Origin of the sequence: Mycetocola sp. 2940 (assembly GCF_040548835.1) — a bacterium.
GTDB lineage: Bacteria > Actinomycetota > Actinomycetes > Actinomycetales > Microbacteriaceae > Mycetocola_A.
In genome coordinates, this window is the sequence record NZ_JBEPSK010000009.1 from 57,630 (window position 1) to 79,476 (window position 21,847).

Consider the following 21,847-nt stretch of genomic DNA (forward strand, 5'->3'; position numbering starts at 1 on the left):
CGCTTAGGCGACAGCGATCTTCCGGCGTGCGATGCCGACGGCGAGGTCGAATGCGTGCTCGGTGGCGCCGGTGTTGGCGATGCCCTTGCCGACGATGTCGAAGGCGGTGCCGTGTGCCGGGGTGGCGATCGCGACGGGGAGGCCGCCCTGGATGGTGACGCCGGCGTCGAAGCCGATGAGCTTCATGGCGATCTGGCCCTGGTCGTGGTACATCGTGACGATGCCGTCGAACTCGTGGCGCTTCGCAGCGAAGATCGTGTCGGACGGGAACGGACCCTGCGCGTCGATGCCGAGTTCGGTGGCGCGGACGACGCCCGGGCCGATCTCGTCGATCTCTTCACGGCCGAAGTTGCCGTTCTCTCCGCCGTGCGGGTTGAGGGCGCAGACGCCGATGCGCGGCGTCGGGTTGCCGCCGGCCTTGAGGGTCTCGTCGAGCAGCTGGATCGCCGCGGTGACGGCGGGGGCCTTGATGAAGCCGGCGACCTCGGACAGCGGGATGTGCGAGGTGACGCGCGCGGTGGTGAGGCCTTCGAGCACGTTGAGCTCGCTGGTGACACCGTCGTGGCCAAGCGCCTGGGCGAACCAGCGCAGCTCGTCTTCGTGGTTCATGCCGGCCATCTTGAGGCTCGTCTTGTTCAGCGGGGTGAAGACGATGGCGTCGATCTTGCCGTCGTTCGCGAGGTCGAGGGCACGGGTGAGCTGGTGCATCGCACGGGCGCCGGCCTCGGCGCTGACCTGCTGGGCGGGGATCGCCTCGGCCGGGGCGGAGCTGTCGTCGAGCAGCACGGCGAAGCCGGGGGTCGGCTCGGCGCTCAGCGGCACCTCGACACCGGCGGTGCGGGCGGCGTCGGCGAGTTCTGCGGCGTCGGCGAGCACGTAGACCTCGGCGTCGGCCAGGGTCGACGGGCGGGCGAGGAGCTTGGCGGCGAGTTCGGGTCCGACACCGGCCGGGTCACCCATGACGAGGGCGATGCGGGGGCGGCGGGCTTCGGTCGTGATGCTGTCGTTCATCGGTTGGTTCCTTCGTAGCTGCAGATGGCATCCACTTTTTCAGCGGAAGAGGAGGTGGGGTCGAACGTGTAGCCGAGCCATTCCCGCACAAGGCGGCGGGCGAGCTCGAGGCCGATAACGCGCTGGCCCATCGTAAGCACCTGAGCGTTATTACTGAGAATCGCGCGCTCGACGGAGTAGCTGTCGTGGGCGGTGACCGCACGGATGCCGTCGACCTTGTTCGCGGCGATCGCGACGCCCAGTCCGGTGCCGCAGAAGAGCAGTGCGCGGTCGGCGTCGCCGGCAGCGACCACGCGGGCGGCCTCGACGGCGATGTGCGGGTAGGCGGTGTGCCCGTCGGCGGTGACGCCGACGTCGGTGACGGATGCGACGCGGGGATCCTTCTCAAGATCCGCCTTCAGCGCTTCCTTGTAGTCGTACCCGGCGTCATCGCTGCCGAGAACGATGCGGAGTTGCTCGCTCATTTGTCTTCTTTCTCTGTGGTCGTTGATGCGCCGGTTGCCAGCTGGGCGCCGATCGAGGTGACGATGCGGGCCAGGGAGATGGCACCGGCATCCGGGTGCCCGAGGCTCTTCTCGGCCAGCGGGCGGGCCCGGCCGAGTCGCGGACGGAGGTCGGCTGTTCCGTTCGCCGCTGCGGTCGAGGCGGATGCCGCGTCGGCCCAGGCGGTGCTGAGGTCGGTCCCGGCGCTGACGGCGGTTTCGAGCGTCTCGACGAACGGGACGAACGAGTCGACGAGGGTCTTGTCTCCGACCTGCGCCTTGCCGAGCTTCTGCACAGCGTCGAGCGCTGCGCGGACGGCGCGGGCGACGGCCGGGGCGTCGAGCGCGGGTTCGGCGGCGAGCTGGGTGCCGGCGCCGGTCAGCGCGATGCCCCAGAGCGCCCCGGAGGTGCCGCCGCCGTGCTCGGACCAGCCCTCGCCGGCCTCGGCCAGCAGCCGGATGACGCCGCCGCTGTCGGCGACGACCTGCTCGCCGGCGGCCAGGGCGCCGGTGACACCGCGGGCCATGCCGATGCCGTGGTCGCCGTCGCCGGCGATGGCGTCGATGAGGCCGAACTCTTCTTCACCGTCGAGCACCGTCTGGTGCACGACCCGGAGGAGGTCGAGCGCGGTCTGGGCCGCTGCCTGCTGCTCGGCGCTGGCGGCGTCGGAAACGGTGCGAACGGCATCCGCCACGGTCTCGATCGCGGTGTCGCGCTCGGCCGTGATGGCGCCCTTGCGGTAGGCGGGGCTGTCGGCGGGCGCGTTCCAGAGTTCTTCGAGCTCGTCGTCGACCCAGAACAGGGTGAGCGAGATGCCCGACATGTCGAGGCTCGTGACGAGTTCGCCACACTCGGGGGCGACGATCTCGACGCCGGCCTGCGTGAGCTCGTCGGTGACGGCGGCGAAGACGGTGAAGAGCTCGTCGTACTTGACGGTGCCGAGACCGTTGAGGATCACGACGGCGCGGCTGCCTGCTGCGGCGACTCCGTCGGGGAGCTCGGTGAGGAGGCGGCCGACGAGCAGTGTGGCGAGGTCGACAGCGGTGGGGATGGGCGCTTCGTCGATGCCCGGTTCGCCGTGGATTCCGAGGCCGATGGCCATGACGCCCTCGGGCACGGTGAAGAGCGGTTCGGTCGCGCCGGGGATGACGCATCCGCTGAACGCGACGCCGAACGAACGGGTGCGGGCGTTGGCGTGGCGGGCGAGGCGTTCGACCTCGTCGAGGCTCTTGCCTGCCTCGGCTGCGGCCCCGGCGACCTTGAAGACCGTGAGGTCGCCGGCGATGCCGCGGCGCTTCTCGATCTCGTCGGCGGACGCGCTGGCGATGTCGTCGGTCACGGCGACCGACCGCACGTCGAATCCTTCGCTGCGGAGGCGCTGCTCGGCGAGGCCGAACTGGAGCACGTCACCGGCGTAGTTGCCGAAGCTGAGCAGCACGCCTGCTCCGCGTTCGACCGCTTTGGAGACGCGGTAGACCTGGCCGGATGCCGGTGAGGCGAAGATGTTGCCGCAGACGGCGCCGGCGGCGAGGCCGGGGCCGACCAGTCCGGAGAACGCGGGGTAGTGGCCGGAGCCACCGCCGACGACGACGGCGACGCGGCCGTCGGGGATGACCGTGGAACGGACCACTCCCCCGTCGACACGGCGGACGTAGCGTTCGTTCGCGGCGACGAAACCGGTGATGGCGGCATCCGCGAAGGTGGTGGCATCTGTGATCAGCTGGGTCATGAGAGGGCTCCCATCGGTGTTGCTTCGGTGGGGGTGGGCGTCTGCTGGGCCGCGGGGAGCAGCGTGCGCAGGTACTGCATGTTCATGGCGCTGACGCCAAGCCCGTCTCCGCCGTAGTGCTCACAGGTGAAGACGCCCTGGAAGCCGAGCGCGAGGGCGTCGCGGATGGCATCCCGGTAGTTGATGAAACCGAGTGCCAGCGGCGCGGGGATCGACGTGACGGAGCCGGTGGTGGGGTCTTCGTCGCGGTAGTAGTTCTTGACCTGCCAGTAGTTCGTGTATGGCAAGGTCTTCGCGAGGATCTCGCGCCAGTCCTCGATCGGACGGTGCAGGCGCACGAGGTTTCCGATGTCGGGGTCGAGGCCGACGTTGGGCAGGTCGATGTCTTCGATGAGGCGCACGGCGCTGTCGGCGGTGCCGAGGTAGGTGTCTTCGTAGAGTTCGAGAGAGACGATCATGCTGTTTTCGGCGGCGTGGCGGCCGATCTCGCGGAAGCGCTCGACCGCCAGGTTCCAGGTGTCTTTGTCGTCGACCGGGTCGGCGGGGCTCGGGGCGTTCCAGAACCAGAGCTGCTTCTTCTGCGCTTCGGTGAACGGGCGGTGCAGGCCGAGTGACATGACCTCCACGCCGACGGATGCCGCGGCGTCGATCGTGCGGTGCGTGTACGCGAGGTTCTCGACGCTCGACTCGGGGTCGATGATGCTGCGGCGGGTGATCGAGAGCGCCGGCACGCGGAGGCCCGACTCGAGGACCATGAGCTCGAAGGCGCGGAGGCGATCCTTGTCGAGGTCTCCAATGCGGAGCCAGTTGTCGGTCAGGTCGACGTGCTCGAAGCCGACGGATGCGACTTCCTCGAACGTCTTGAGCCAGACTTCGGGCTCAGCGTCCTGCACGCTCGGATCAGCAAACTGGTGAAGAGCGGCCGCGATGGGCCAGGTCTCTCGGGAGTGGGGCATTCAACACCTCGTCGTGTGGCGCCGGGGATACCGTCGCTGTCATCATCTTTCCTATAGGATTCACGATCCGAGTGAGATTGTCAAGTCAGCGGAGGTCTGCGCCTGTTGCGAGATGGCCATTGCGCACCCAAAAAGCGCCCTTGCTGCGATTTTGGGTGCGTAAGTGAAATCTCGCCGGTGTCGGCGCACGAACCCGGCGGCGTCAGCCCTGCTAGCGGAGCTGGGTCTTGTCCGCGATCGCGCGCTGCTTGACGCCCTCGATGTGCGCGGCCATCTGCTGGCGCGCGCCGGCGGCATCCCCCGCGGTGAAGGCATCCAGGATGGTGGCGTGCTCCGCGATCGCGTGGTCGGCGTCGCTCACGCCCAGCCCGCCGAAGAGGCGGAAGCGCTGCACGTGCCCTCCGAGTGCTGTGTAGGCGGAGAGCAGGAAGCGGTTCTCGGCACCCTCGGCGATGAGGCGGTGGAAGCGTTCGTCTGCTTCCCAGTACGGCTTGATGGTGCCGGTGCCGGGATCGCGCGGGGAGTTCCGGAGGTCGTCGATCGACTGCGCGAGCTCGGTGATGAGTGACTCTGAATGTGCGGCACAGGCCCGGAACGCGTTTTCGGGTTCGAGCAGGGCGCGCGCATCCATGAGCTCGCGCACCTCCTCGATCGAGAACAGGGGTGCAACGCGATAGCCCTTCAGGGCCGCGCGGACGACGAGACCCGTGGACTCCAGCCGCGCGAGCGCCTCGCGGATGGGGGTCTGCGAGATCTCCATGCTCCGGGCGAGGGCGTCGATGTTGAGGGGTTCGTCGGCTTCGAGCCGACCGTCGACGAGCGCAACCATGAGTTCGTCGTAAACGTGGTCGGCGAGCACCTGGCGCGACGCCACGGCACGGATAGAAGATCCTATAGCCATGCACATACCTTAGTTCCCCCGACCGCCGGCGGCGAGCGGCTGGCCGTGGGGTGGCTCAGCCGGCGACCGAAACCGGAGCGGGCAGGATCTGCCAGCCGCCGGCATCCGCTGGGGACAGCTGCACCATGGTGGCGTTGGCGAGTCCGGGAATGTTCTCTCCGGTGAGCGCGAACACGGCCGCCCGGATGAACGCTCCGTGCGAGACGAGGATGAGGTTGCCCGGGTGCTGGGCGTTGAGTTCTTCGACGACGGCGGCGCCGCGGCTGCGGACGTCTTCGACGGGTTCGGCATCGGGGAATTCGCGGTCGGCCCACTTCTCGGCGATGTCTTCGGCGGTGGCGCCGTCGGCCTGTCCGAAGCTGCGCTCGATCAGGGCGTCGACCGTGCCGGCGAAGGGGATGCCCGCGCCTTCACTGATTGCCAGGGCCGTCGCCGTGGCCCGGGACAGTGGCGAACTGAATACGAGCGACCAGTCGTCCGGGGAGAACTGGGCGGCGAGCGCCCGCGCCTGCTCCACACCGGTCTCGTTCAGCGGAATGTCGGCACGGCCCTGCAGGCGTCGACGAAGATTCCACTCAGTCTCACCGTGGCGCACGAGGGCGATTGTCGTCATGCTCCCACCGTAGCCGAGGTACCCCTGAAGGATGCCTGTACTCGCCCGGTCGCCGGCTCATCACAGCCGACAGGAGGAATTGCGCCGAGCATCCGTTCAACAGGAGAAATCCACCACTTTCGTGGTGCGGGTCCTGTTGGGCGTCCGTGAGTTGCTGCACTCCGCGGGCCTGAACGGCCCGAGGCAAGGGCGAGATCAGCAGATCCGTCCTTGCCTCGAGCCGATGCACTTATGCAGGGCCGCTCGATCAGCGGGAGACGAGCTCCCGGGCAGCGGGGGGCGCCTCGACCGCGGGAGTCGCGGCATCCGTCTCGCCGTGGCCGGTGCCCATCGTCGCCTCGTCGAAACGGATGCGACCCTGCAGCACCTCGGCGACCCGGGCCCGGTCGATCTGCTTCGTCCAGGTGCCGATGAGGATCGTGGCCACCGCATTTCCGGTGAAGTTCGTGAGGGCACGGGCTTCCGACATGAAGCGGTCGATGCCGACGATGATGCCGACGCCGTCGAGCAGGTCGGGGCGGTGGGCCTGGAGGCCTCCGGCGAGGGTGGCGAGCCCGGCTCCGGTGACTCCGGCCGCGCCCTTCGACGCGATGATCATGAACACCAGCAGCGAGACCTGCTCACCGAGCTCGAGCGGCGTGCCCATGGCTGACGCGATGAACAGCGACGCCATGGTGAGGTAGATGGCGGTGCCGTCGAGGTTGAACGAGTACCCGGTCGGAACGGTGATGCCGACCACGGACTTGTTCACGCCGAGGTGCTCCATCTTGGCGATGAGGCGCGGAAGAACGGTCTCGGACGACGAGGTGGACACGATGAGCAGGTATTCGCGGGCGAGGTACTTCATCAGCGAGAAGATGTTCACGCCGGTGACGAGCCGCAGCAGAGTGCCAAGCACGAACACGATGAAGATTGCGCAGGTGATGTAGAAGCCGATCATGAGGGTGCCGAGGGCGACGAGTGCGCCGGCTCCGGTGGACCCGATAACCGCGGCGATCGCACCGAACGCGCCGACAGGGGCGAGCCACATGATCATCGCGAGGATGCGGAAGACGAGCACCTGGATCTGCTTCACCGCAGTCAGGATCGGCTCGCCGGTCTTGCCCATCTTCTGCAGCGCGAAGCCGACGAGGAGGGCGACGAAGAGGGTCTGCAGGATGCTTCCGGAGGTGAGGGCCGACAGCATCGATGTCGGGATGATGCCGAGGAGGAAGTCGGTGGTCGTGTGCGCTTCCTCCGTCGGGGCCTCATAGCTGGCGCCTGACATGTCGAGGCCCGCACCCGGGTGCAGGATGTTGCCGACGACGAGGCCGATGGCCAGCGCGAAGGTCGACATGCCGATGAAGTAGGCGAGTGCGAGCCCGCCGACCTTGCCGACGGTCGCGGCCTTGGCGATCGACCCGACTCCGAGCACGATCGTGCAGAAGATGACCGGGGCGATCATCATCGTGATCAGGCTCACGAACGCGGTGCCGATCGGTTTCAGCCCGACCGCGAACTCAGGGGCTACCAGGCCGACGGTGATGCCGGCGAGCACAGCGATGATCACGAAAATGTAGAGGTAGTGCGTGCGGTCCAGCCGCCGGAGGGTCTTGAGCGCCTTTGCCATGATGTTCCCGTCGTTGGGGCCGACACTGCTTCGTGTCGACGCTGGTAAGAGGTGCGTACAATCCTGTGGTGGGCTGACACCACAGTCATCCTTGTGTTCATACTGTTCAGGGCGGAGGTCGCGATGGCCTCCCAACCGCGCCGATGGAGCATTTCTGCGCGGCTGTTCGCCCTCCAGGTGGCGTTCATCCTGCTGATCGGAGCCATCGCCGTCGCCGCACTCGCCCTGGACACCCGCGCCAGGGTCGACGCGGACGCCGCGACCCGCAGCACGCTCGTCGCCTCGTCGATCGCGAAGAACCCGTTCGTCGTGGACGCGGTGCAGGATCCCGACCCGACGGCGGCTCTGCAGCCCTACGCGGCAGACCTGATGGACGCCCTCGGAGTCGACTTCGTCACGATCATGACGACTGACGGCATCCGCCTCACCCACCGCGATCCGGACGAGATCGGCAGACCCTTCATCGGTACGACCGCTCCGGCGCTCGACGGCGAGACGTTCACCGAAACCTTCACCGGCACGCTCGGGCCGTCGGTGCGTGCGGTGGCGCCGATCACGACGGACAGCGGGGAGATCGTCGCGCTCGTGTCGGTTGGCATCACCGTGGAGAACCTCGCCGGCGCGTTCGGCCAGCGGATCCCCGCCGTCATCGGGATCGTGGCTGCGCTGATCGTCGTCGGGGCGCTCGCCTCGTGGTTGCTCTCGCGGTACCTCCGCCGCGTCACGTGGGGGCGCGGCCCCGAAGAGATGAGCCGGATGTTCGCCTACTACGAGTCGGTTCTGCACTCGGTGCGCGAGGGCCTCGTTCTCGTCGACACCGACGGCCGAATCGTGCTCTACAACGACCAGGCGGCCGACCTGCTGTCACTCCCGCCTGGGGCGTCGAATGCGGATGCCGCGCCGCGGCGGGCATCCGAGTACGGCATTCACGGACCGGTGGCTGATTTGCTCGAGAGTGGGCGCACCGCTGTGGATGAGATCTACGTCACCGACGATCGCGTGCTCGTGCTCAATCAGCAACCGGCGGTGCCGCACGACGGACCGCCACGGAGCTTCGGCACCGTCACGACCCTGCGCGACAGAACCGAGATGCAGCAGCTCACCGGCGAACTCGCGTCGACGAAGACGATGGCAGACGCGCTCCGTTCGCAGACCCACGAGTTCTCGAACCGGCTGCACACCATCGTTTCGCTCATCGAACTCGGCCGCGCCACCGAAGCGCTCGAACTTGCCAGCGCCGAGACCGCGATCAGCCAGGAACTCGCCGACCGGGTGCTCGGCTCCATCGATGAACCCGTGCTGGCCGCTCTGCTGCTCGGCAAGTCCGCCCAGGCGAGGGAGCGTGGGGTGAACCTGCTGGTCGACGTGCCCACTGCGCTCGGGCATGTGGACGCCGATCCGTCGCTCCTCGTGACAATCCTCGGCAACCTTCTCGACAACGCGATGGATGCCGCGGCGAGCGCCGAATCGGACGGCGAACCGTGGGTGGAGGTCTACCTCGCCCTTGATGAGGGCCGGTTCGTGATCCAGGTGTCGGACTCGGGGCCCGGGATCCCGCCCGACGAGGTCGACCGTGCCTTCACCCGCGGTTATTCGACCAAGGAGCCCGGCGAGCACGGGCGCGGGCTGGGGCTCGCGCTCGTCAGTCAGGCTGTGCGGAGACTGGGAGGAACGATCGAGGTCGGTGCCGGCTCGGTGTTCACGGTCGAACTGCCACGGAGCGAGGCGATCCGGTGACCAGTGAAACTGACATCCGTGTGCTCGTCGTCGACGATGAGCCGCTCACGGCGAGCGCCCACGCCGACTACGTGCGCCGCGTGCCCGGGTTCACCGTCGCCGGGGTCGCCGGGACCGGGAGCGAGGCATTGCGCCTGATCAAGCAGTCGCTCGGGTCGTCCGACGCGCGGATCGACCTCATCCTCCTCGACATGAACCTCCCCGACACCCACGGCCTGGAGTTGTGCCGCCGCATCCGGGCTGCCGGTGTGGAGGTCGACGTGATCGCGATCACCGCGGTTCGAGAGATGAAGGTGGTGAGGGCATCCATTTCGGTGGGGATCGTGCAATACCTCATCAAGCCGTTCACGTTCGCGCTGTTCGCGGAAAAGCTGGCCACGTACCTCGACTTCCGGCGCGGTTTCGAGGGCTCGGGCACGCTCACGACGCAGACAGACGTCGACCAGACGCTCGCCGCGTTCCGCAACCCGAGCAGCAGTCAGCTGAGCAAAGGGCTCTCGGAGGAGACGCTGCACCACGTCGTCGAACTGCTGACGGATGCCACGGAGGCCCTCTCAGCGAGCGAGGTCGCGAGCGCGCTCAGCATCTCCCGCATCACCGCGCGACGCTACCTCGAGTACCTGGCCGACACGGGTCTCGCCGACCGGCTGTCCCGATACGGCACCCGTGGGCGGCCGGAGCTGGAGTACCGGCTGGGCGGGCGGTAGCGCGGGCGCCCGTACCAGTTCGACGCCCGGTCACCGAGCTGAGGGGGTCGCCGCCGGCGCACCATCCGCGTAACGTAGGCGAACCCAAACGAACGAGGAGGTTCTCATGGCCGAGCTTTCACCGATCCAGCCCTGTCTGTGGTTCGACGACCAGGCGCGCGAGGCGATGGCGTACTACGTCGACGTCTTTCCGAACTCCCGGATCACGTCGATCGACGAGTACCCCGACGAGTCGCTGGACGAGCACTTCACAGGCATGAAGGGCAAGGTGCTGAACGGGCAGTTCACGTTGAACGGCGTGGATTTCGTCTGCCTCGACGGCGGACCGCTCTTCACCTTCAACGAATCGATCTCGTTCGTCGTCGCGTGCGCGGACCAGGAAGAGATCGACCGGTACTGGTCGAAGCTCTCCAAGGTGCCCGAGTCTGAACAGTGCGGCTGGTGCAAAGACCAGTTCGGCGTGAGCTGGCAGATCATCCCGGCGAACATGGGCGACCTGACCCGCCGGCCTGAGCAGATTCAGGTCATGATGCAGCAGAAGAAGATCGTGATCGCCGAACTCGAGAACGCCTGACCCGAAACAGCCCGCTCACGCATCCCCGCTCTTCGCGGGCGGATGCCGCACACCGCGGTGGATCTCGTGCGCCCGCGAGAAACCGGGAGAATCCGGGTCGTCGACGATCGGCCGGTCAGCCATGAAGAGACGGATGATGTGGGCCAGCTCGCCCGGGTGGCTGAAGTTGATCGCGTGTGCCGCGCCCTCGATCACCACAAGGAGTACCTGGCTCTCGGTCTGGGACGCGATCTCCCGAACCCGGTCCGGGCCGGGCATCAGCGGATCGCGGTCTCCGAGCACGACAAGGGTCGGGATGTCGAGCTCGAGCAACCGGTTGAGCGAGGGGTACTGGGTGAGCGCGTGGAACATCTTGAAGGTGCTCGGCACACCGAATCGCAGATAGTCCGGCGCCGCAACGCCCACCATCCGGGGCGGCTCACGCCGTCCGTCGCGGGCAAGCTGTCCGACGGCACGACGCAGCGGCTGATTGTGGACGCCGCCGGCCGGCGACACGAGAACCGCCCGATCGACGCGTTCGGGGAACCGATGGGCGAACTCCAGGATGACCGGGCAGCCCATCGAGTTGCCGACGAGGGTGGCCTTCTCGACCTGGCGGTCGTCGAGAAACCTGACAGCCGCGCGCGCCAGTCCCGGCACATCGAGGGCGCGAGGCGGCTTGCCGCTTCGGCCGAACCCCGGCAGGTCGGGAACGAAGGTGTGGAACTCGGAGCTCAGCCGTTCCGCAGTCGGCAGAAGATAGCGTCCGGAGAGGCCGAAGCCGTGCAGGTGCATCATCACGGGAGCGTCGGGCGGATTCGGCGACTCACGATAGAAGACGTCGACGCCGTCAATGGTTGTCCACCGCTCCGCCAGCGTCGAGGCAGGGCGCTTCGGCGTTAGCCGGGCGCGACGGCGACCCGTGATTGCATCCGCCGCCCCCGCCATGCTGCGCTCCATCCGTGAGGAGTTACCATCCCGGGCCGAGTCTGCTCGAACCGACCCTTAATGGAAGTTTCCAGATCGACGACGTGACGTCAAGCGGTGTCAGCGCGGGCAGGCTCGCGGCGGGTTACGCGTCCTGCGGCACCCGAACCCGGAGTCCTGCCGGCTTGATCTTGATCCGCACGGCACGGGCCGTGCCCATGCCGTCTCCATCGAGTTCGATCTCCTCGGCGCGGCTGAGCCGCATCGTCAGGGACGTGCCCTTGACGTAGTTGAGGGCCTTCACATCCTTGGTCGGCAGCTTGCGGCCGAGTTTCGTGCGGTGGAGCACGCCGTTCTCCCAGAGGATCTTGAAGCTGATCTGCATCCAGTGGAACGGGTTCTCGGGCTTGAGGATCAGGATGTCGAACTGGCCGTCGTCCACGGCGGCATCCGGCAGCAGCAGCACGTTGGCCTGCAGCGAGCCGCAGTTGCCGACGATAATGGTGTGCGCCCGCACCGACTTCGTCTTCTTGCTGTCGAGCTGGTAACGCACCCGCAGCTCATTCTTGTCGGTGAGCGCCTTGAAGATCGCACCGACGTAGGCCAGCCAGCCGACCTTCGCCTTGAGGTCCTCGTCGGTGTTCGCGAGCATCTTCGCGTCGAGGCCCAGCCCCGCCATGACGAGGAAGACGTGTTCGGTGAGCGAGTCGTCACCGTGACGGATGTCGATGAGCCCGAGGTCGACATCCCGATTCTTACCGGTGAACGCGGAGTGGATCGAGTGCTCGAGATCGTCGAGCGTGAGGTCGAGGTTGCGGGCGAGGAGGTTACCGGTGCCGGACGGCAGCAGCGCCAGCGTCGCGTCGCTGTCGTGGATCGCCTCGGCGGCGGCGCGGACCGTGCCGTCGCCTCCGGCCACGATGACCATGTCGGCGCCGGCCTCGATGGCCTTCTTCGTGACGCCCTGGCCCGGGTCCTCGACCGAGGTCTCGAAGTACAGGGTCTCGCCCCACCCGGCGGCCTCCTGCTCGGTAGCGACGACGGCCTTGATGGCGTCGAGGTCCACCTTGATGGGGTTGTAGATCACCGCGGCGACGGAGGTCCGGGATGCATCGGGGTCGGTCGAATCGGTTGAGGCGGTCGGGTTGGTGGTATCGGTCATGAGTTCAGCTTCCTGTACTTTCCGGCGTCTGTGAAGTGAAACGCGTAAACGACTGAAAAGCGGAAAGCCGCCTCGACGGGTCGAGACGGCCTTCCGAGTGGGGCAGCCGTGCGGCCGCCACGCGATCTAGTTGCGGTCGTCGCGGTCGCGGTCGCGTCCGCGGGTGCCAGCCTTGGCGATACCGCGGCTGAGGATGTAGGCGACGGTGACGAAGGCGACGTACTGCCATGCGTGGTCAGCACCGAAACCCTGGCCGTCTTCGCCGTTGTCGACCATGGCCGAGGCGACGAGGATGGCGAGGGACACGATGATCCACGCGTAGAACTCGGTCGTCTTGTAAGCGGGCTTGGTCTCAACAGTCACGCGGCGGGCGGTGGTGGTGTGCTCGTTGCGAGCGGTGCCGGGAACGTTCGACATAGTGATCTCCTTCATAGGGGACGGAAGACTTTCCGACAAATGGCCGGGCGGCTGCCCGGACCTCGATGAGCTTATTGAGGGCCCGATTCAGGACCTAAACCATGCCCGGGTCTTGACTTTCACTGTGAGCAACCTGTATTTCAGCCGACAAAAGGGGTCACTTCCCCCGGTGCGGTCGGAAGCACCCGGCATACCGGGTGTTTCCGGTCCGGAACGGGTGAATCGGCAGCGAGCCCTCAGCGCACCGGACCGAGCGCGCCGGCAGACTCCTGCAGGTAGCAGACACCGCAGAGCGACTCGTAGGTGACCTCGACGCCGTCGATCGCGACCTGGTCGCCGGCGAAGATGAACCGGTCGCCGATCCGGCGCCCGTTGAACAGGGCTTTGCGGCCGCAGCGGCAGATCGTCTTCAGTTCTTCGAGGCTGTGCGCCACCTCGAGCAGACGGCGGCTGCCCGGGAACGCCACCGTCTGGAAGTCGGTCCGGATGCCGTAAGCCAGCACCGGGATTCCCTCGAGCAGCGCGATCCGGAGAAGGTCGTTCACCTGACTGTCGGTGAGGAACTGGGCTTCATCGATCAGGAGGCAGCTGATATCCGCACCGTTTTTCGCGAGGGCGATCGCGCGGTGATGCTGGAAGAGGGCGTAGGTGTCGGCATCCGGTTCGATGACGAAGTCGACGGCGCGAACCACGCCGAGCCGGCTTTCGATGTTCGACTCGCCCTTGGTGTCGACGGCCGGTTTGGCGAGGAGGACGTGGTGGCCGCGTTCCTCATAGTTGAACGCGGCTTGGAGAAGGGCCGTGCTCTTGCCGGAGTTCATCGCGCCGTAGCGGAAATAGAGTTTTGCCACGGCGCCAAGTTTAGTGGGGCTACGAAACGGCGCTGCCGTTCCAGTTCGACCCGATCCGCTCCGATGAGCGGCCCTGAGCGTCGGCCATCGACAGGTCGAGGGCCTCACGATACGCCTCGATGAGGGCGCCGCCGGCGGCCGTCCAGGTCAGCTCCTGCGCACGATAGAGCGCCTGCGTGCGGAGGAGGCGCCGCACCTTCTCCTGGTCGTGGATCAGGTCGATCTGGGAGGCGAGCGTTGCGGTGTCTCCCGCCTCGTGGAGGAGCCCGTTCACCCCGTGGTCGATCATCGCGCCGCTCGCCGTCGAGACGAGTGGGATCACCCCGGCCCCCTGCGCTTCGTAGGTGACGAGGGCACTGCCCTCTTCGACGCTCGGCAGCAGCAGCACGTCGGCTTTGGCGTAGGCAGCGCCGGGTTTCTCGGTCGGACCGCACAGGGTGACGCTCGGGTGCGCCAGTGAAGCGCGCAGGGCTTCGCGGTAGTCCGGGTCGAAGGTCCCGTAGATAAGCAGCCGTCCGGTCTCGCTGGCACGTGAGGCGAGCCACGCCTCCAGCGCGAAGTGGAGCCCTTTACGGGGCACGCACCGCCCGATGAAGACGGCGGTGAACGGGTGAGCCGGGATTTTCACGGGCACACGGATCTCGGCCGGGTCGAAGCCGTACCGGTGCCTGATCAGGCGGGAAGGATCGAAACCGCGCGACAGGAACGAGTCAGCGACGTAATCCGATGGCGCAAGAACGGCGGTGGCCGCCGCGTATTCGCGTTCCTCGATCTCGAGGCGGTCGCCGTCGCCGAACTTCGACCACACCATCGGCACGCCCAGCCCCAGCCGGGAGTATTCACGGCTCACGACGGTGCAGGCCTCCGCGATGTGGGTGCCGGGCGCTTCACGCACGCCGGCGACGCCGAGACGCTGCGCCAACTCCAGGGTGCGTGCCCCTGCCAGCGGCCAGGTGTGCACGACGTCGAACTCGCCGTTGGCGAGCACGCGGCGCGCACGCCAGTCGTGCCAGGCGTACGCCCGCGCGCGACCGATCGTGCGCTCCGGAATGAAACGCCCCACGACATCGAGGGACCGGACGAGCGAACGGATGCCGACAACCGCGCGGGCGACACCCGCCACGACGAGCGTGACATCATGCCCGCTTCGCACGAGCTGGTTCACCTGATGCCAGGCGACGAGGCCCGAAGCCGGACCGCCGATTGCCCCCGGAAAACTGTACAAAACCTTGAGCCGGGCAGACCCCGCTCCGGCACCACCTGCTGCACCCACAGCAACCACCACTCTCTGACACCTCGAGTGGTGTCGCCCCGCCGGTTGCGTTTAGGGACGCAAAGGTCCAGCCCTCAAGCCACCGGACCCCCCGGTCAGGGCTCAATATACCGTTAGCTTTGAGGAATGCTCAAGCTTTGCTGTGCGGGGGTTCCCCAAATGGGGGACCGATGCTATTGGCCAACCACCGTAATGGATGCCTGCAACAGGCGGGGGTGACGGCTCAGCGGGTGATGGCGAGGGCCTCGGCGGTTTTCGACAGCACCGCTTTGGCCTGGGCCGGATTGCTGTTGAGCTGCATTCCGTAGCTGGGGATCAGCCCACCGATCTGGGGTTCCCATCGGGAGAAGTCGCTCGGGAAGCACTTTTTCAGCACGTCGATCATGATCGGAACCGCCGTCGAGGCACCGGGTGACGCGCCGAGGAGACCGGCGATGGTGCCGTCACCGGCCGCGATGACCTCGGTGCCGAACTGCAGCACGCCGCCCTTTTTCTCGTCTTTCTTCATCACCTGGGCGCGCTGGCCGGCGGTGATGAGGTACCAGTCCTCGGGTTTCGCGGTCGGCATGAAAGCCTGGAGCGACCGGAACTTCTTCGACTTGCTGGCAAGGAGCTCGCCGACGAGGTAGGTGATGAGGCTGGGATTGTCCTTGGCGACGGCGAGCATCGGCACGAGGTTCGACGGCCGCACCTGCGTCACGATGTCGAGAATTGAACCGTTCTTGAGGAACTTCGGGCTGAACCCGGCGTAGGGGCCGAACAGGAGGCTGGACTCGCCATTGACGACCCGGGTATCCAGGTGCGGCACCGACATCGGCGGCGCACCGACAGCGGCCTGACTGTAGACCTTGGCCTTGTGCTCGGCGACGATCTTGGGGTTGTCGGTGCGCAGGAACTGCCCCGAGATCGGGAACACGCCGTAGCCCTTGATCTCAGGAATCCCGGACTTCTGCAGGAGTTTCAGCGCCCATCCGCCGGCACCGACGAAGACGAAACGGGCCCGGGTCTGGCCGGGGGTCCTGCCCACGAGGTGAACGTGGCGGATCAGCCACGTGCCGTCTTTCTGCTTCTTCAGTCCACGGACCTCGGTGTTGAGGCGGAGCGTGGCCCCGGCATCCGTCGTCGCGTCGAAGAGCTGGTGGGTCAGCGCGCCGAAGTCGACGTCGGTGCCCGAGGCGACCCGGGTGGCCGCGAACGGCTCGCCCTTGAGACGCTTCTTCATGAGCAGCGGGGCCCACTTGTGGATGACGCGGGAGTCCTCGGAGTACTCCATGTCGTCGAACAGGGGCTGCTTCTTGAGCACGTTGTACCGCTCGCGCAGGTACGCCACGTTCTTCTCGCCCTGCACGAAGGTCATGTGCGGCGTCGGGTTGATGAACGTCGACGGATCACGAAGGATGCCACGGGCGACGAGCGACGACCAGAACTGGCGGCTGAGCTGGAACTGTTCGTTGATGCTGATGGCCTTGGACGGGTCGAGCGAGCCATCCTTGCCCTCGGGCATGTAGTTGAGTTCGCAGAGCGCGGCGTGGCCGGTGCCGGCGTTGTTCCAGGGGTTCGAGCTCTCTTCGGCGACGTCGCCGAGGCGTTCGAAGATTTCGATGGTCCAGTCCGGCTGGAGCTGCTTGATCAGGGACGCGAGAGTTGCGCTCATGATGCCGCCACCGATCAGGGCGACATCCACCGGGCTCGAAGAGGTCATGGCTCTAGTTTAGGCGGCGGCGCGGCGGGGTGTTGCGCGCGCAGGGCGGGGTGCCCGCCTGCTGCTCGACAGGAGGTTCGCGGGGCGCTTCACGCTCAACCGGAGGATTGGGCCATTTTGCCGATGCTTCCCCTGTTGAGCGTCAACCGCCCGCGACTCCCCCACACCAGACAGGGCGGGCAGAAGTACTCGCAGCTTCGCGGGTTGAGCCCCGTCGGCGGCGAGAAGGGCCAACAGTTGAGGCATGACCCGCGACATCGTCGACGACATGGCCCGATTCGGGCATCTCGCCCAGCGTAGCCAACTGCTTGAGCTGGGCCATCCAGCCCACCGCGTTCGGTCCGCTTTGGCCGAGGGGTCGATTGCGACGCTCCGCCGCCCGTGGGTCGCCACACGGTTGGCGCACCCCGACGCCGTCCGGGCAATCAACCGCGGTGGCAAGCTGGCCGCGTCGTCCGCTCTCCTCAGCTACGGAGTCTGGGTCGGCCGCCGTTCCGGCTTGTGGGTATGCTCTCCACCTCATGCGAGTCGCCTGCCGCGCCTGCTTCCGGGCGAGCACCGCATGATGGTGACCGAACAGTTTCCGAACTCGAGTGATATCCGGTGGCGCGTGTCGGTCCCGGATGCCCTCGCCCAAACGTTCGTGCGCGGCGACACGACGGATGCCATCGCCTCGCTCGAGAGCGCGCGGTATCAGGGATTGATCGACGATGCGCTGGTGCGTGACATCCAGAATGTGCTGCCGCGGCGACTCCGACGCGAGGTTTCGCGAAGCAGGCGCAACGCGATGTCTGGGATCGAAACACTGTTCCGCCTCGCCGCGGAGGCAGAGGGCTGGAACGTCGAGATCCAGATATTTGTGCGAGGCGTCGGCCACGTCGACGTACTCATCGACGGCTGGCTGGTCATCGAACTCGATGGCGGCTCGCATGCGGACCTCGAACAAATGCACGTCGACCGCAGACGGGATGCTGAGTTGATCCTCCTCGGCTACCGCTATCACCGTTTCGATCATCCACAGTTGATGAACTCCATGGACCGGTGCATCGAGGTGGTTCGACGGATCCTGGCCCAGGGGCGTCCGTTCCTCCGCTGAGGCGCATGTTCTCCAGCAGGAGCAACCACCGTCGGGGAACGTTCAGCAGGAGAAAGTGACCGTTTTGGGTAACCGCGACCTGTTGAGCGTGCACCACGCCGTCAGCGCCGCTAGCCGAGCTGCGCCACCCCCGCACCGATGAGACCGATTCCGCCGAGCACGAGACCCACCGTGAGCGCAGCGGCCCCGGCGTAGAGCAACGCCACAAAGCCGTTCGGCTTCTGCGGGTCGGTGCCGGTCACCGAGAGGAAGAACCCGGCCGGCATGAGGATCGCGGCCGACAGGACGAGGGTCGGTGCGGCCACCACCGCACCCGCGGCACCGCTGCCGTCGACGAGGAGCAGCGTCACCAGCCCGAGGATGACCAGGACCCCCGCGTGCGCATGCCCGGCCCTGAAGAAGCTGGTCTGCAGCGCATTGGCCGGCTGCTTGCCGCGCACGACCTTGAGGAGAAAAAGGCCTCCGGACTCGATGGCGACCACGGTCAGGAGGACGATTCCGGCGGTGATGAGATTGGGTGCGTTCATTCGGGCTCCTGTGGTTGGATAGTGTTGGTATCCAGTATTGGATACCAACACTATCCAATACAAGGGGTCTCGTGAGAATCTCCGCTCTGGCCGAGCGAACCGGCGTACCGCTGGCCACGGTCAAGTACTACCTCCGTGAAGGGTTGCTGCAACCCGGCATCCTCACCGGGGCGACGCAGGCGCGTTACACCGAAGACCACGTGCACCGCCTGCAGGTGATCAAGGCCCTGACCTCCGCGGCGGGCCTGCCCCTCCAGAAGGTCAAGGTGATCCTCGGGCTCATCGACGACCCCGGGGGCGACCTGTTCTCCGCCCTTGGGCAGGCGGTCGCCAGCCTGCCGCCCTATCGAAGCGACTCAGAGCCGGAATACCCGCGGGCGCGCGCGCTGCTCGAGCGCATCGGCCAGATCTACGACCCGGGTTACGCAGCCACCGCCCAGTTGGAACACGCCCTTGAGGCGACGGAGGAAGCGGGCATGGGGATGACCGACGAGCGACTTCAGGTCTACGCGCAGCAAATCCGTGGCATCGCGGAGTTCGACCTCCAACGCATGGAGGGCAGCGAGCTCAGCCCGATCGAATACGCCGTCCTCGGCACGGCCCTCTATGAGCCAGTGATCCTCGCGATGCGCCGGCTGGCACACCAGGACATCGCCGCCAAACGCCTCGGCCCACCCGGCTGAGTGCGGATGCCGGCTACCGAGCGGTGGCCGAACGCCCCTCGATGCGGTTGCCGCCGGCCTCTTGAGCCGACTTCACCAGGTGGCGCACCTCGGCTGTCAGGGCAGCGATGTCCGGCTCGTCCTGCTCGACCAGCACGACACCCCAGCTGACGCTGAGCCGAATCCCGGTCGAGGTGTCGACCGGCTCGTCCACGAGCGCGATGCGCACCCGCTCCACGATGTCGTGCGCCTGCTCCAGGTCATCGGCCATCACGAGGCAGGCGAACTGGGCGCCTGCCCGGCGCCCGATGATCGCTGTCGTCGGCAGGTGGTCCTGCAGGATGGAACTGAACGCCTCGATAGCGTCGTCGCCGAATGCTCGGCCGAACGCGATGTTGATGTCTGCCATGTTGTCGATCTCGGCGCCCAGGAAGGCGACGCGCTCCCCGTGCCGATTGGCGCGGCGAATGCGGTCCGCGGCAGGCGACGAGAACAGAGCATCCGGGAGGGTACCGTGCCAGTTTCCGTACTCCAGCGGCCGGGAACCACGGTTGCCCGAACGTTCCACTCTGAGGATCGACATCGACGACGACGCCACGATCACGAAGAGGATCGTGAAGAAGGTCGTCACCTCGGTGCCGAATGCCTCCTGGAAGATACTGCTGTCTGGGGTCGCAACGAGGAAGACGACCGCTCGAGCCCCGTAGTAGGCGCCGACTGTCAGCATGAGCATCGCGAGGATGCGCCCGTTGAGGTTGCGTCGCATCCGACCCCGGAGCGCCTCGGCGCCGGCGAGGACGGAGAACACAGCGACACCCGAGAGGAAGACGAATCCGCCGGCCCAGTCACCACCACCGGGACCCTCGATGACGACAGCCAGGGCAGCCAGAGCGGAGCCGCCGAGAACGAACGCGAATCGCGATGTACGGCCGTTGAAGAGCCGCGCGCCGGCCCAGACGCATCCCATCGCGAGCACCAGCGAGGCGTTGCCGACCGCGATGGCCCACCATGCCGACGACTCAGCGCCCCAGATCGCGAAAGAGATCGTGGTGAGTATGCCGGCGATGAAGGCAGCGCTCCAGAGGCGTCCGGACGGGTCGTTGCGTCCGAACACGGTGTTGATCACGAAGGAGACCCCACAGATCGCCACCACCATCCCGCTCGCAATGAGCAGGGTCTGAAGGTCGAGCAGGGATGCCCCGTTGCCTGCGGCTGTGATCATGCTTAGTCCTCGTTTTCGCGCGGAATGGTGACGACCATGGTCGTCCCGCTGGGGCTGCTGGCGGACATCCGGACGTCGCCACCGTGGGCGCGGGCGATCTCTCGGCTGATGCTGAGGCCCAGTCCGGTGCCGTGAATGGTGGTGTTGCGCACCGACTCGGCGCGGTAGAACCGTTCGAACAGGTTCTTCTGTTCCTCTTCGGTCATTCCGCGGCCCGTGTCAGAGACGAAGATCTCGACCTCGTGGAAATCACCGATGACCGCGATGCTGACCCGTCCGCCGGTGTTGTTGTACTTGACGGCGTTGGAGAGCAGATTGTCGATGACCTGTCGCACGCGGAACTCGTCTGCGTAGACCACCGGGTCGCCGATCGTCGTCAGGAGCAGCGAGATCTTGCGCTCCTCCGCGACCGGTTTGAGCGCCTGGATGGACTGCTTCGCGATCACGGCCAGATCGGTCGGGGCGAAGTTCAGCAGGAAGCCGACCTGGTCATCGTGGGACGCCACCAGCAAGTCGGAGACCAGGGAGAGCAGGCGGTCCGCATTCTTGAGGGCCACCTCAATGTGCGTGCGACTCTCTTCGCCGAGGTCGTCGCCGTCGAGCACGAGTTCGAGGTAGCCGAGAATGGAGGTCAGCGGCGTGCGCAACTCGTGCGACACCGAAACGACGAGGTCGTCGCGGGCGCCGATCGCCTCGAGCTCCGCTGTGATGTCGCGGGACACCCAGACCGAGCCGTCCTGCTGCCCGGCCGCGTTCGACAGTGGCCGCCCCGTGACGGCGAGCGCCATCCGGTACCCGCCCGGGTCGCCGTACCACATGACCACATCGTCGAAGGATTCACCGCGGGCAAGTCGCTTGTGGGGGCGTTCGTCTTCAAGGAAGGGCGTCACGCGGTCTTCGCGATAGACCACTTCCGGAACAATCTCGCTCTCATCGAAGCCGAACTGGCGCAGCCGCTCCCGATGTGCCCGGTTGACCATGGTCGGCCGGGCCGACCGGTCGTACGCGACGACACCGAACGTGACGGCGTTGATCACCTCGTCCAGGGTGCGTTCCTGGCGGCGGGTGCGGTCGAAGGCTTCCTCGAGCAGCATGGCCTGCTGGCGAAGCAGGCGACGCTGGGCGAGGTTTTTCTGCGTGCCGAGGTAGCTGGCCGTCGACACGAACGCGAACACGATCCCGAGAACCAGCAGCGTGGGGGTATCGACGGCGTTCGTTGTGTTGATCAGCCAATTCAGCCCGACGACGAGGGAGGAAAACGTCGGTCCGAGGATGGCGCCGAACAGTCCGTAATAGGTCGCCAGCCAGATCACCGGGAAGACGAGGAAGAGCGCCGCGCCGAGAGATGGCTCACCGGCTTCGATCAGCCCGATACCGATGATGTCCAGCACCGGGAGGATCATCGTCGCCCGCCGGGGGAACTTGCGCCAGGGCACCGCGGATGCCGCCATCGTCGCCAGGAAGATGACGGCGACGCCGACGAGCAGCAGAGGCTCGCTGGACAAGTCGATGTCGATGACGAGCAGGATGCAGATGAGGATGAGCACCCCGACGGCGAGCAGCAGCTGCCACAGGAAGACCGAACGCTCCAGGCGTTCCCGCCGCCCGTGCGATTTCACCGGCGAGGCCGAGGAACTGCTCATGTGCTGACACTAGCAATGCTCGTCAGCGATTCTCGCCACACCGGCGTCTCGGCTCGCACGTGGCGG

The 21,847-nt window shown here is 66.7% G+C and carries 21 protein-coding genes; 5 read left to right on the forward strand and 16 right to left on the reverse strand.

The genetic code is table 11. From position 1 onward, the window contains the following. Positions 1-3: 3 nt before the first annotated feature. The 7 genes from ABIE24_RS12800 to ABIE24_RS12830 form a co-directional block, all read right to left on the reverse strand. Positions 4-1,011: a 4-hydroxythreonine-4-phosphate dehydrogenase PdxA gene (locus ABIE24_RS12800; RefSeq protein ID WP_354500248.1), complete on the reverse strand. Its 1,008-nt coding sequence runs from the start codon at positions 1,009-1,011 to the stop codon at positions 4-6. Then, a complete protein-coding gene (locus ABIE24_RS12805; RefSeq protein WP_354500250.1) occupies positions 1,008-1,475 on the reverse strand; it encodes a ribose-5-phosphate isomerase in 468 nt (155 codons plus the stop codon). The genes ABIE24_RS12800 and ABIE24_RS12805 overlap by 4 nt, the downstream gene beginning before the upstream one ends. Continuing rightward, a complete protein-coding gene (locus ABIE24_RS12810) occupies positions 1,472-3,223 on the reverse strand; it encodes a dihydroxyacetone kinase family protein (RefSeq protein ID WP_354500252.1) in 1,752 nt (583 codons plus the stop codon). The genes ABIE24_RS12805 and ABIE24_RS12810 overlap by 4 nt, the downstream gene beginning before the upstream one ends. Next, positions 3,220-4,179 carry a sugar phosphate isomerase/epimerase family protein gene (locus tag ABIE24_RS12815; protein ID WP_354500254.1) on the reverse strand — a complete coding sequence of 320 codons (960 nt, stop codon included), beginning with the start codon at positions 4,177-4,179 and terminating at the stop codon, positions 3,220-3,222. Before ABIE24_RS12815 ends, ABIE24_RS12810 begins: the two co-directional genes overlap by 4 nt. Positions 4,180-4,390: 211 nt before the next feature. Then, positions 4,391-5,080, reverse strand: a complete 690-nt coding sequence (locus ABIE24_RS12820) for a GntR family transcriptional regulator (protein WP_354500256.1) — start codon at positions 5,078-5,080, stop codon at positions 4,391-4,393. Between the two features lie 55 nt (positions 5,081-5,135). Next, positions 5,136-5,693, reverse strand: a complete 558-nt coding sequence (locus ABIE24_RS12825) for a histidine phosphatase family protein (protein WP_354500257.1) — start codon at positions 5,691-5,693, stop codon at positions 5,136-5,138. Between the two features lie 247 nt (positions 5,694-5,940). After that, the gene (locus ABIE24_RS12830; RefSeq protein ID WP_354500258.1) at positions 5,941-7,302 is read right to left on the reverse strand and encodes a cation:dicarboxylate symporter family transporter; all 1,362 of its coding nucleotides are present in this window, start codon (positions 7,300-7,302) and stop codon (positions 5,941-5,943) included. 123 nt (positions 7,303-7,425) lie between these two features. On the opposite strand from ABIE24_RS12830, the gene ABIE24_RS12835 reads away from it, so the two are divergent. From ABIE24_RS12835 to ABIE24_RS12845, 3 genes are all read left to right on the forward strand, one after another. Beyond that, the gene (locus ABIE24_RS12835; RefSeq protein WP_354500260.1) at positions 7,426-9,039 is read left to right on the forward strand and encodes a sensor histidine kinase; all 1,614 of its coding nucleotides are present in this window, start codon (positions 7,426-7,428) and stop codon (positions 9,037-9,039) included. Then, positions 9,036-9,746 (forward strand): response regulator, encoded by a 711-nt coding sequence (locus ABIE24_RS12840; protein WP_354500262.1) that lies wholly within the window; start codon positions 9,036-9,038, stop codon positions 9,744-9,746. Before ABIE24_RS12835 ends, ABIE24_RS12840 begins: the two co-directional genes overlap by 4 nt. A gap of 106 nt (positions 9,747-9,852) precedes the next feature. Next, positions 9,853-10,320 (forward strand): VOC family protein, encoded by a 468-nt coding sequence (locus ABIE24_RS12845; RefSeq protein WP_354500263.1) that lies wholly within the window; start codon positions 9,853-9,855, stop codon positions 10,318-10,320. Between the two features lie 15 nt (positions 10,321-10,335). On the opposite strand, the gene ABIE24_RS12850 is transcribed toward ABIE24_RS12845, so the two are convergent. The 6 genes from ABIE24_RS12850 to ABIE24_RS12875 all read right to left on the reverse strand — a co-directional run bounded on the left by ABIE24_RS12850 (position 10,336) and on the right by ABIE24_RS12875 (position 16,631). Further along, positions 10,336-11,247: an alpha/beta fold hydrolase gene (locus ABIE24_RS12850; RefSeq protein ID WP_354500264.1), complete on the reverse strand. Its 912-nt coding sequence runs from the start codon at positions 11,245-11,247 to the stop codon at positions 10,336-10,338. A gap of 124 nt (positions 11,248-11,371) precedes the next feature. Then, positions 11,372-12,388 (reverse strand): diacylglycerol/lipid kinase family protein, encoded by a 1,017-nt coding sequence (locus ABIE24_RS12855; RefSeq protein ID WP_354500265.1) that lies wholly within the window; start codon positions 12,386-12,388, stop codon positions 11,372-11,374. Positions 12,389-12,514: 126 nt separating this feature from the next. Then, entirely contained in the window at positions 12,515-12,805 is a 291-nt protein-coding gene (locus tag ABIE24_RS12860) for a hypothetical protein (RefSeq protein ID WP_354500267.1), read from the reverse strand. A gap of 236 nt (positions 12,806-13,041) precedes the next feature. Continuing rightward, positions 13,042-13,656: a thymidine kinase gene (locus ABIE24_RS12865; RefSeq protein ID WP_354500269.1), complete on the reverse strand. Its 615-nt coding sequence runs from the start codon at positions 13,654-13,656 to the stop codon at positions 13,042-13,044. A 19-nt stretch (positions 13,657-13,675) separates the two neighbouring features. Then, positions 13,676-14,941, reverse strand: coding sequence for a glycosyltransferase family 4 protein (locus ABIE24_RS12870; protein WP_354500270.1), 1,266 nt, complete (start codon positions 14,939-14,941; stop codon positions 13,676-13,678). A gap of 211 nt (positions 14,942-15,152) precedes the next feature. After that, the gene (locus tag ABIE24_RS12875; protein WP_354500272.1) at positions 15,153-16,631 is read right to left on the reverse strand and encodes a malate:quinone oxidoreductase; all 1,479 of its coding nucleotides are present in this window, start codon (positions 16,629-16,631) and stop codon (positions 15,153-15,155) included. A gap of 244 nt (positions 16,632-16,875) precedes the next feature. On the opposite strand from ABIE24_RS12875, the gene ABIE24_RS12880 reads away from it, so the two are divergent. Beyond that, entirely contained in the window at positions 16,876-17,727 is an 852-nt protein-coding gene (locus tag ABIE24_RS12880; protein WP_354500274.1) for an endonuclease domain-containing protein, read from the forward strand. 110 nt (positions 17,728-17,837) lie between these two features. Here the strand turns inward: ABIE24_RS12880 and ABIE24_RS12885 are convergent, their stop codons facing one another. Further along, on the reverse strand, positions 17,838-18,254 hold the full coding sequence (locus ABIE24_RS12885) for a hypothetical protein (RefSeq protein ID WP_354500275.1): 417 nt from the start codon (positions 18,252-18,254) through the stop codon (positions 17,838-17,840). 71 nt (positions 18,255-18,325) lie between these two features. On the opposite strand from ABIE24_RS12885, the gene ABIE24_RS12890 reads away from it, so the two are divergent. Further along, positions 18,326-18,937, forward strand: coding sequence for a MerR family transcriptional regulator (locus tag ABIE24_RS12890; RefSeq protein ID WP_354500277.1), 612 nt, complete (start codon positions 18,326-18,328; stop codon positions 18,935-18,937). A gap of 13 nt (positions 18,938-18,950) precedes the next feature. Here ABIE24_RS12890 and ABIE24_RS12895 read toward each other — a convergent pair whose 3' ends face one another. Together ABIE24_RS12895 and ABIE24_RS12900 are read right to left on the reverse strand one after the other, a co-directional pair. Beyond that, positions 18,951-20,138, reverse strand: a complete 1,188-nt coding sequence (locus ABIE24_RS12895) for a GGDEF domain-containing protein (RefSeq protein ID WP_354500279.1) — start codon at positions 20,136-20,138, stop codon at positions 18,951-18,953. 2 nt (positions 20,139-20,140) lie between these two features. Then, on the reverse strand, positions 20,141-21,781 hold the full coding sequence (locus tag ABIE24_RS12900; RefSeq protein ID WP_354500281.1) for a sensor histidine kinase: 1,641 nt from the start codon (positions 21,779-21,781) through the stop codon (positions 20,141-20,143). Positions 21,782-21,847: the final 66 nt, after the last annotated feature.

Excerpts from the sequence above, each read along its gene's own strand:
- ABIE24_RS12830 (WP_354500258.1), bottom strand. The coding sequence starts at position 7,302 with ATGGCAAAGGCGCTCAAGACCCTCCGGCGGCTGGACCGCACGCACTAC.
- ABIE24_RS12835 (WP_354500260.1), top strand. The coding sequence starts at position 7,426 with ATGGCCTCCCAACCGCGCCGATGGAGCATTTCTGCGCGGCTGTTCGCC.
- ABIE24_RS12845 (WP_354500263.1), top strand. The coding sequence starts at position 9,853 with ATGGCCGAGCTTTCACCGATCCAGCCCTGTCTGTGGTTCGACGACCAG.
- ABIE24_RS12895 (WP_354500279.1), bottom strand. The coding sequence starts at position 20,138 with ATGATCACAGCCGCAGGCAACGGGGCATCCCTGCTCGACCTTCAGACC.
- ABIE24_RS12860 (WP_354500267.1), bottom strand. The coding sequence starts at position 12,805 with ATGTCGAACGTTCCCGGCACCGCTCGCAACGAGCACACCACCACCGCC.
- ABIE24_RS12900 (WP_354500281.1), bottom strand. The coding sequence starts at position 21,781 with ATGAGCAGTTCCTCGGCCTCGCCGGTGAAATCGCACGGGCGGCGGGAA.
- ABIE24_RS12800 (WP_354500248.1), bottom strand. The coding sequence starts at position 1,011 with ATGAACGACAGCATCACGACCGAAGCCCGCCGCCCCCGCATCGCCCTC.
- ABIE24_RS12815 (WP_354500254.1), bottom strand. The coding sequence starts at position 4,179 with ATGCCCCACTCCCGAGAGACCTGGCCCATCGCGGCCGCTCTTCACCAG.
- ABIE24_RS12805 (WP_354500250.1), bottom strand. The coding sequence starts at position 1,475 with ATGAGCGAGCAACTCCGCATCGTTCTCGGCAGCGATGACGCCGGGTAC.
- ABIE24_RS12885 (WP_354500275.1), bottom strand. The coding sequence starts at position 18,254 with ATGAACGCACCCAATCTCATCACCGCCGGAATCGTCCTCCTGACCGTG.
- ABIE24_RS12880 (WP_354500274.1), top strand. The coding sequence starts at position 16,876 with ATGACCCGCGACATCGTCGACGACATGGCCCGATTCGGGCATCTCGCC.
- ABIE24_RS12855 (WP_354500265.1), bottom strand. The coding sequence starts at position 12,388 with ATGACCGATACCACCAACCCGACCGCCTCAACCGATTCGACCGACCCC.
- ABIE24_RS12875 (WP_354500272.1), bottom strand. The coding sequence starts at position 16,631 with ATGACCTCTTCGAGCCCGGTGGATGTCGCCCTGATCGGTGGCGGCATC.
- ABIE24_RS12820 (WP_354500256.1), bottom strand. The coding sequence starts at position 5,080 with ATGGCTATAGGATCTTCTATCCGTGCCGTGGCGTCGCGCCAGGTGCTC.
- ABIE24_RS12850 (WP_354500264.1), bottom strand. The coding sequence starts at position 11,247 with ATGGCGGGGGCGGCGGATGCAATCACGGGTCGCCGTCGCGCCCGGCTA.
- ABIE24_RS12810 (WP_354500252.1), bottom strand. The coding sequence starts at position 3,223 with ATGACCCAGCTGATCACAGATGCCACCACCTTCGCGGATGCCGCCATC.
- ABIE24_RS12825 (WP_354500257.1), bottom strand. The coding sequence starts at position 5,693 with ATGACGACAATCGCCCTCGTGCGCCACGGTGAGACTGAGTGGAATCTT.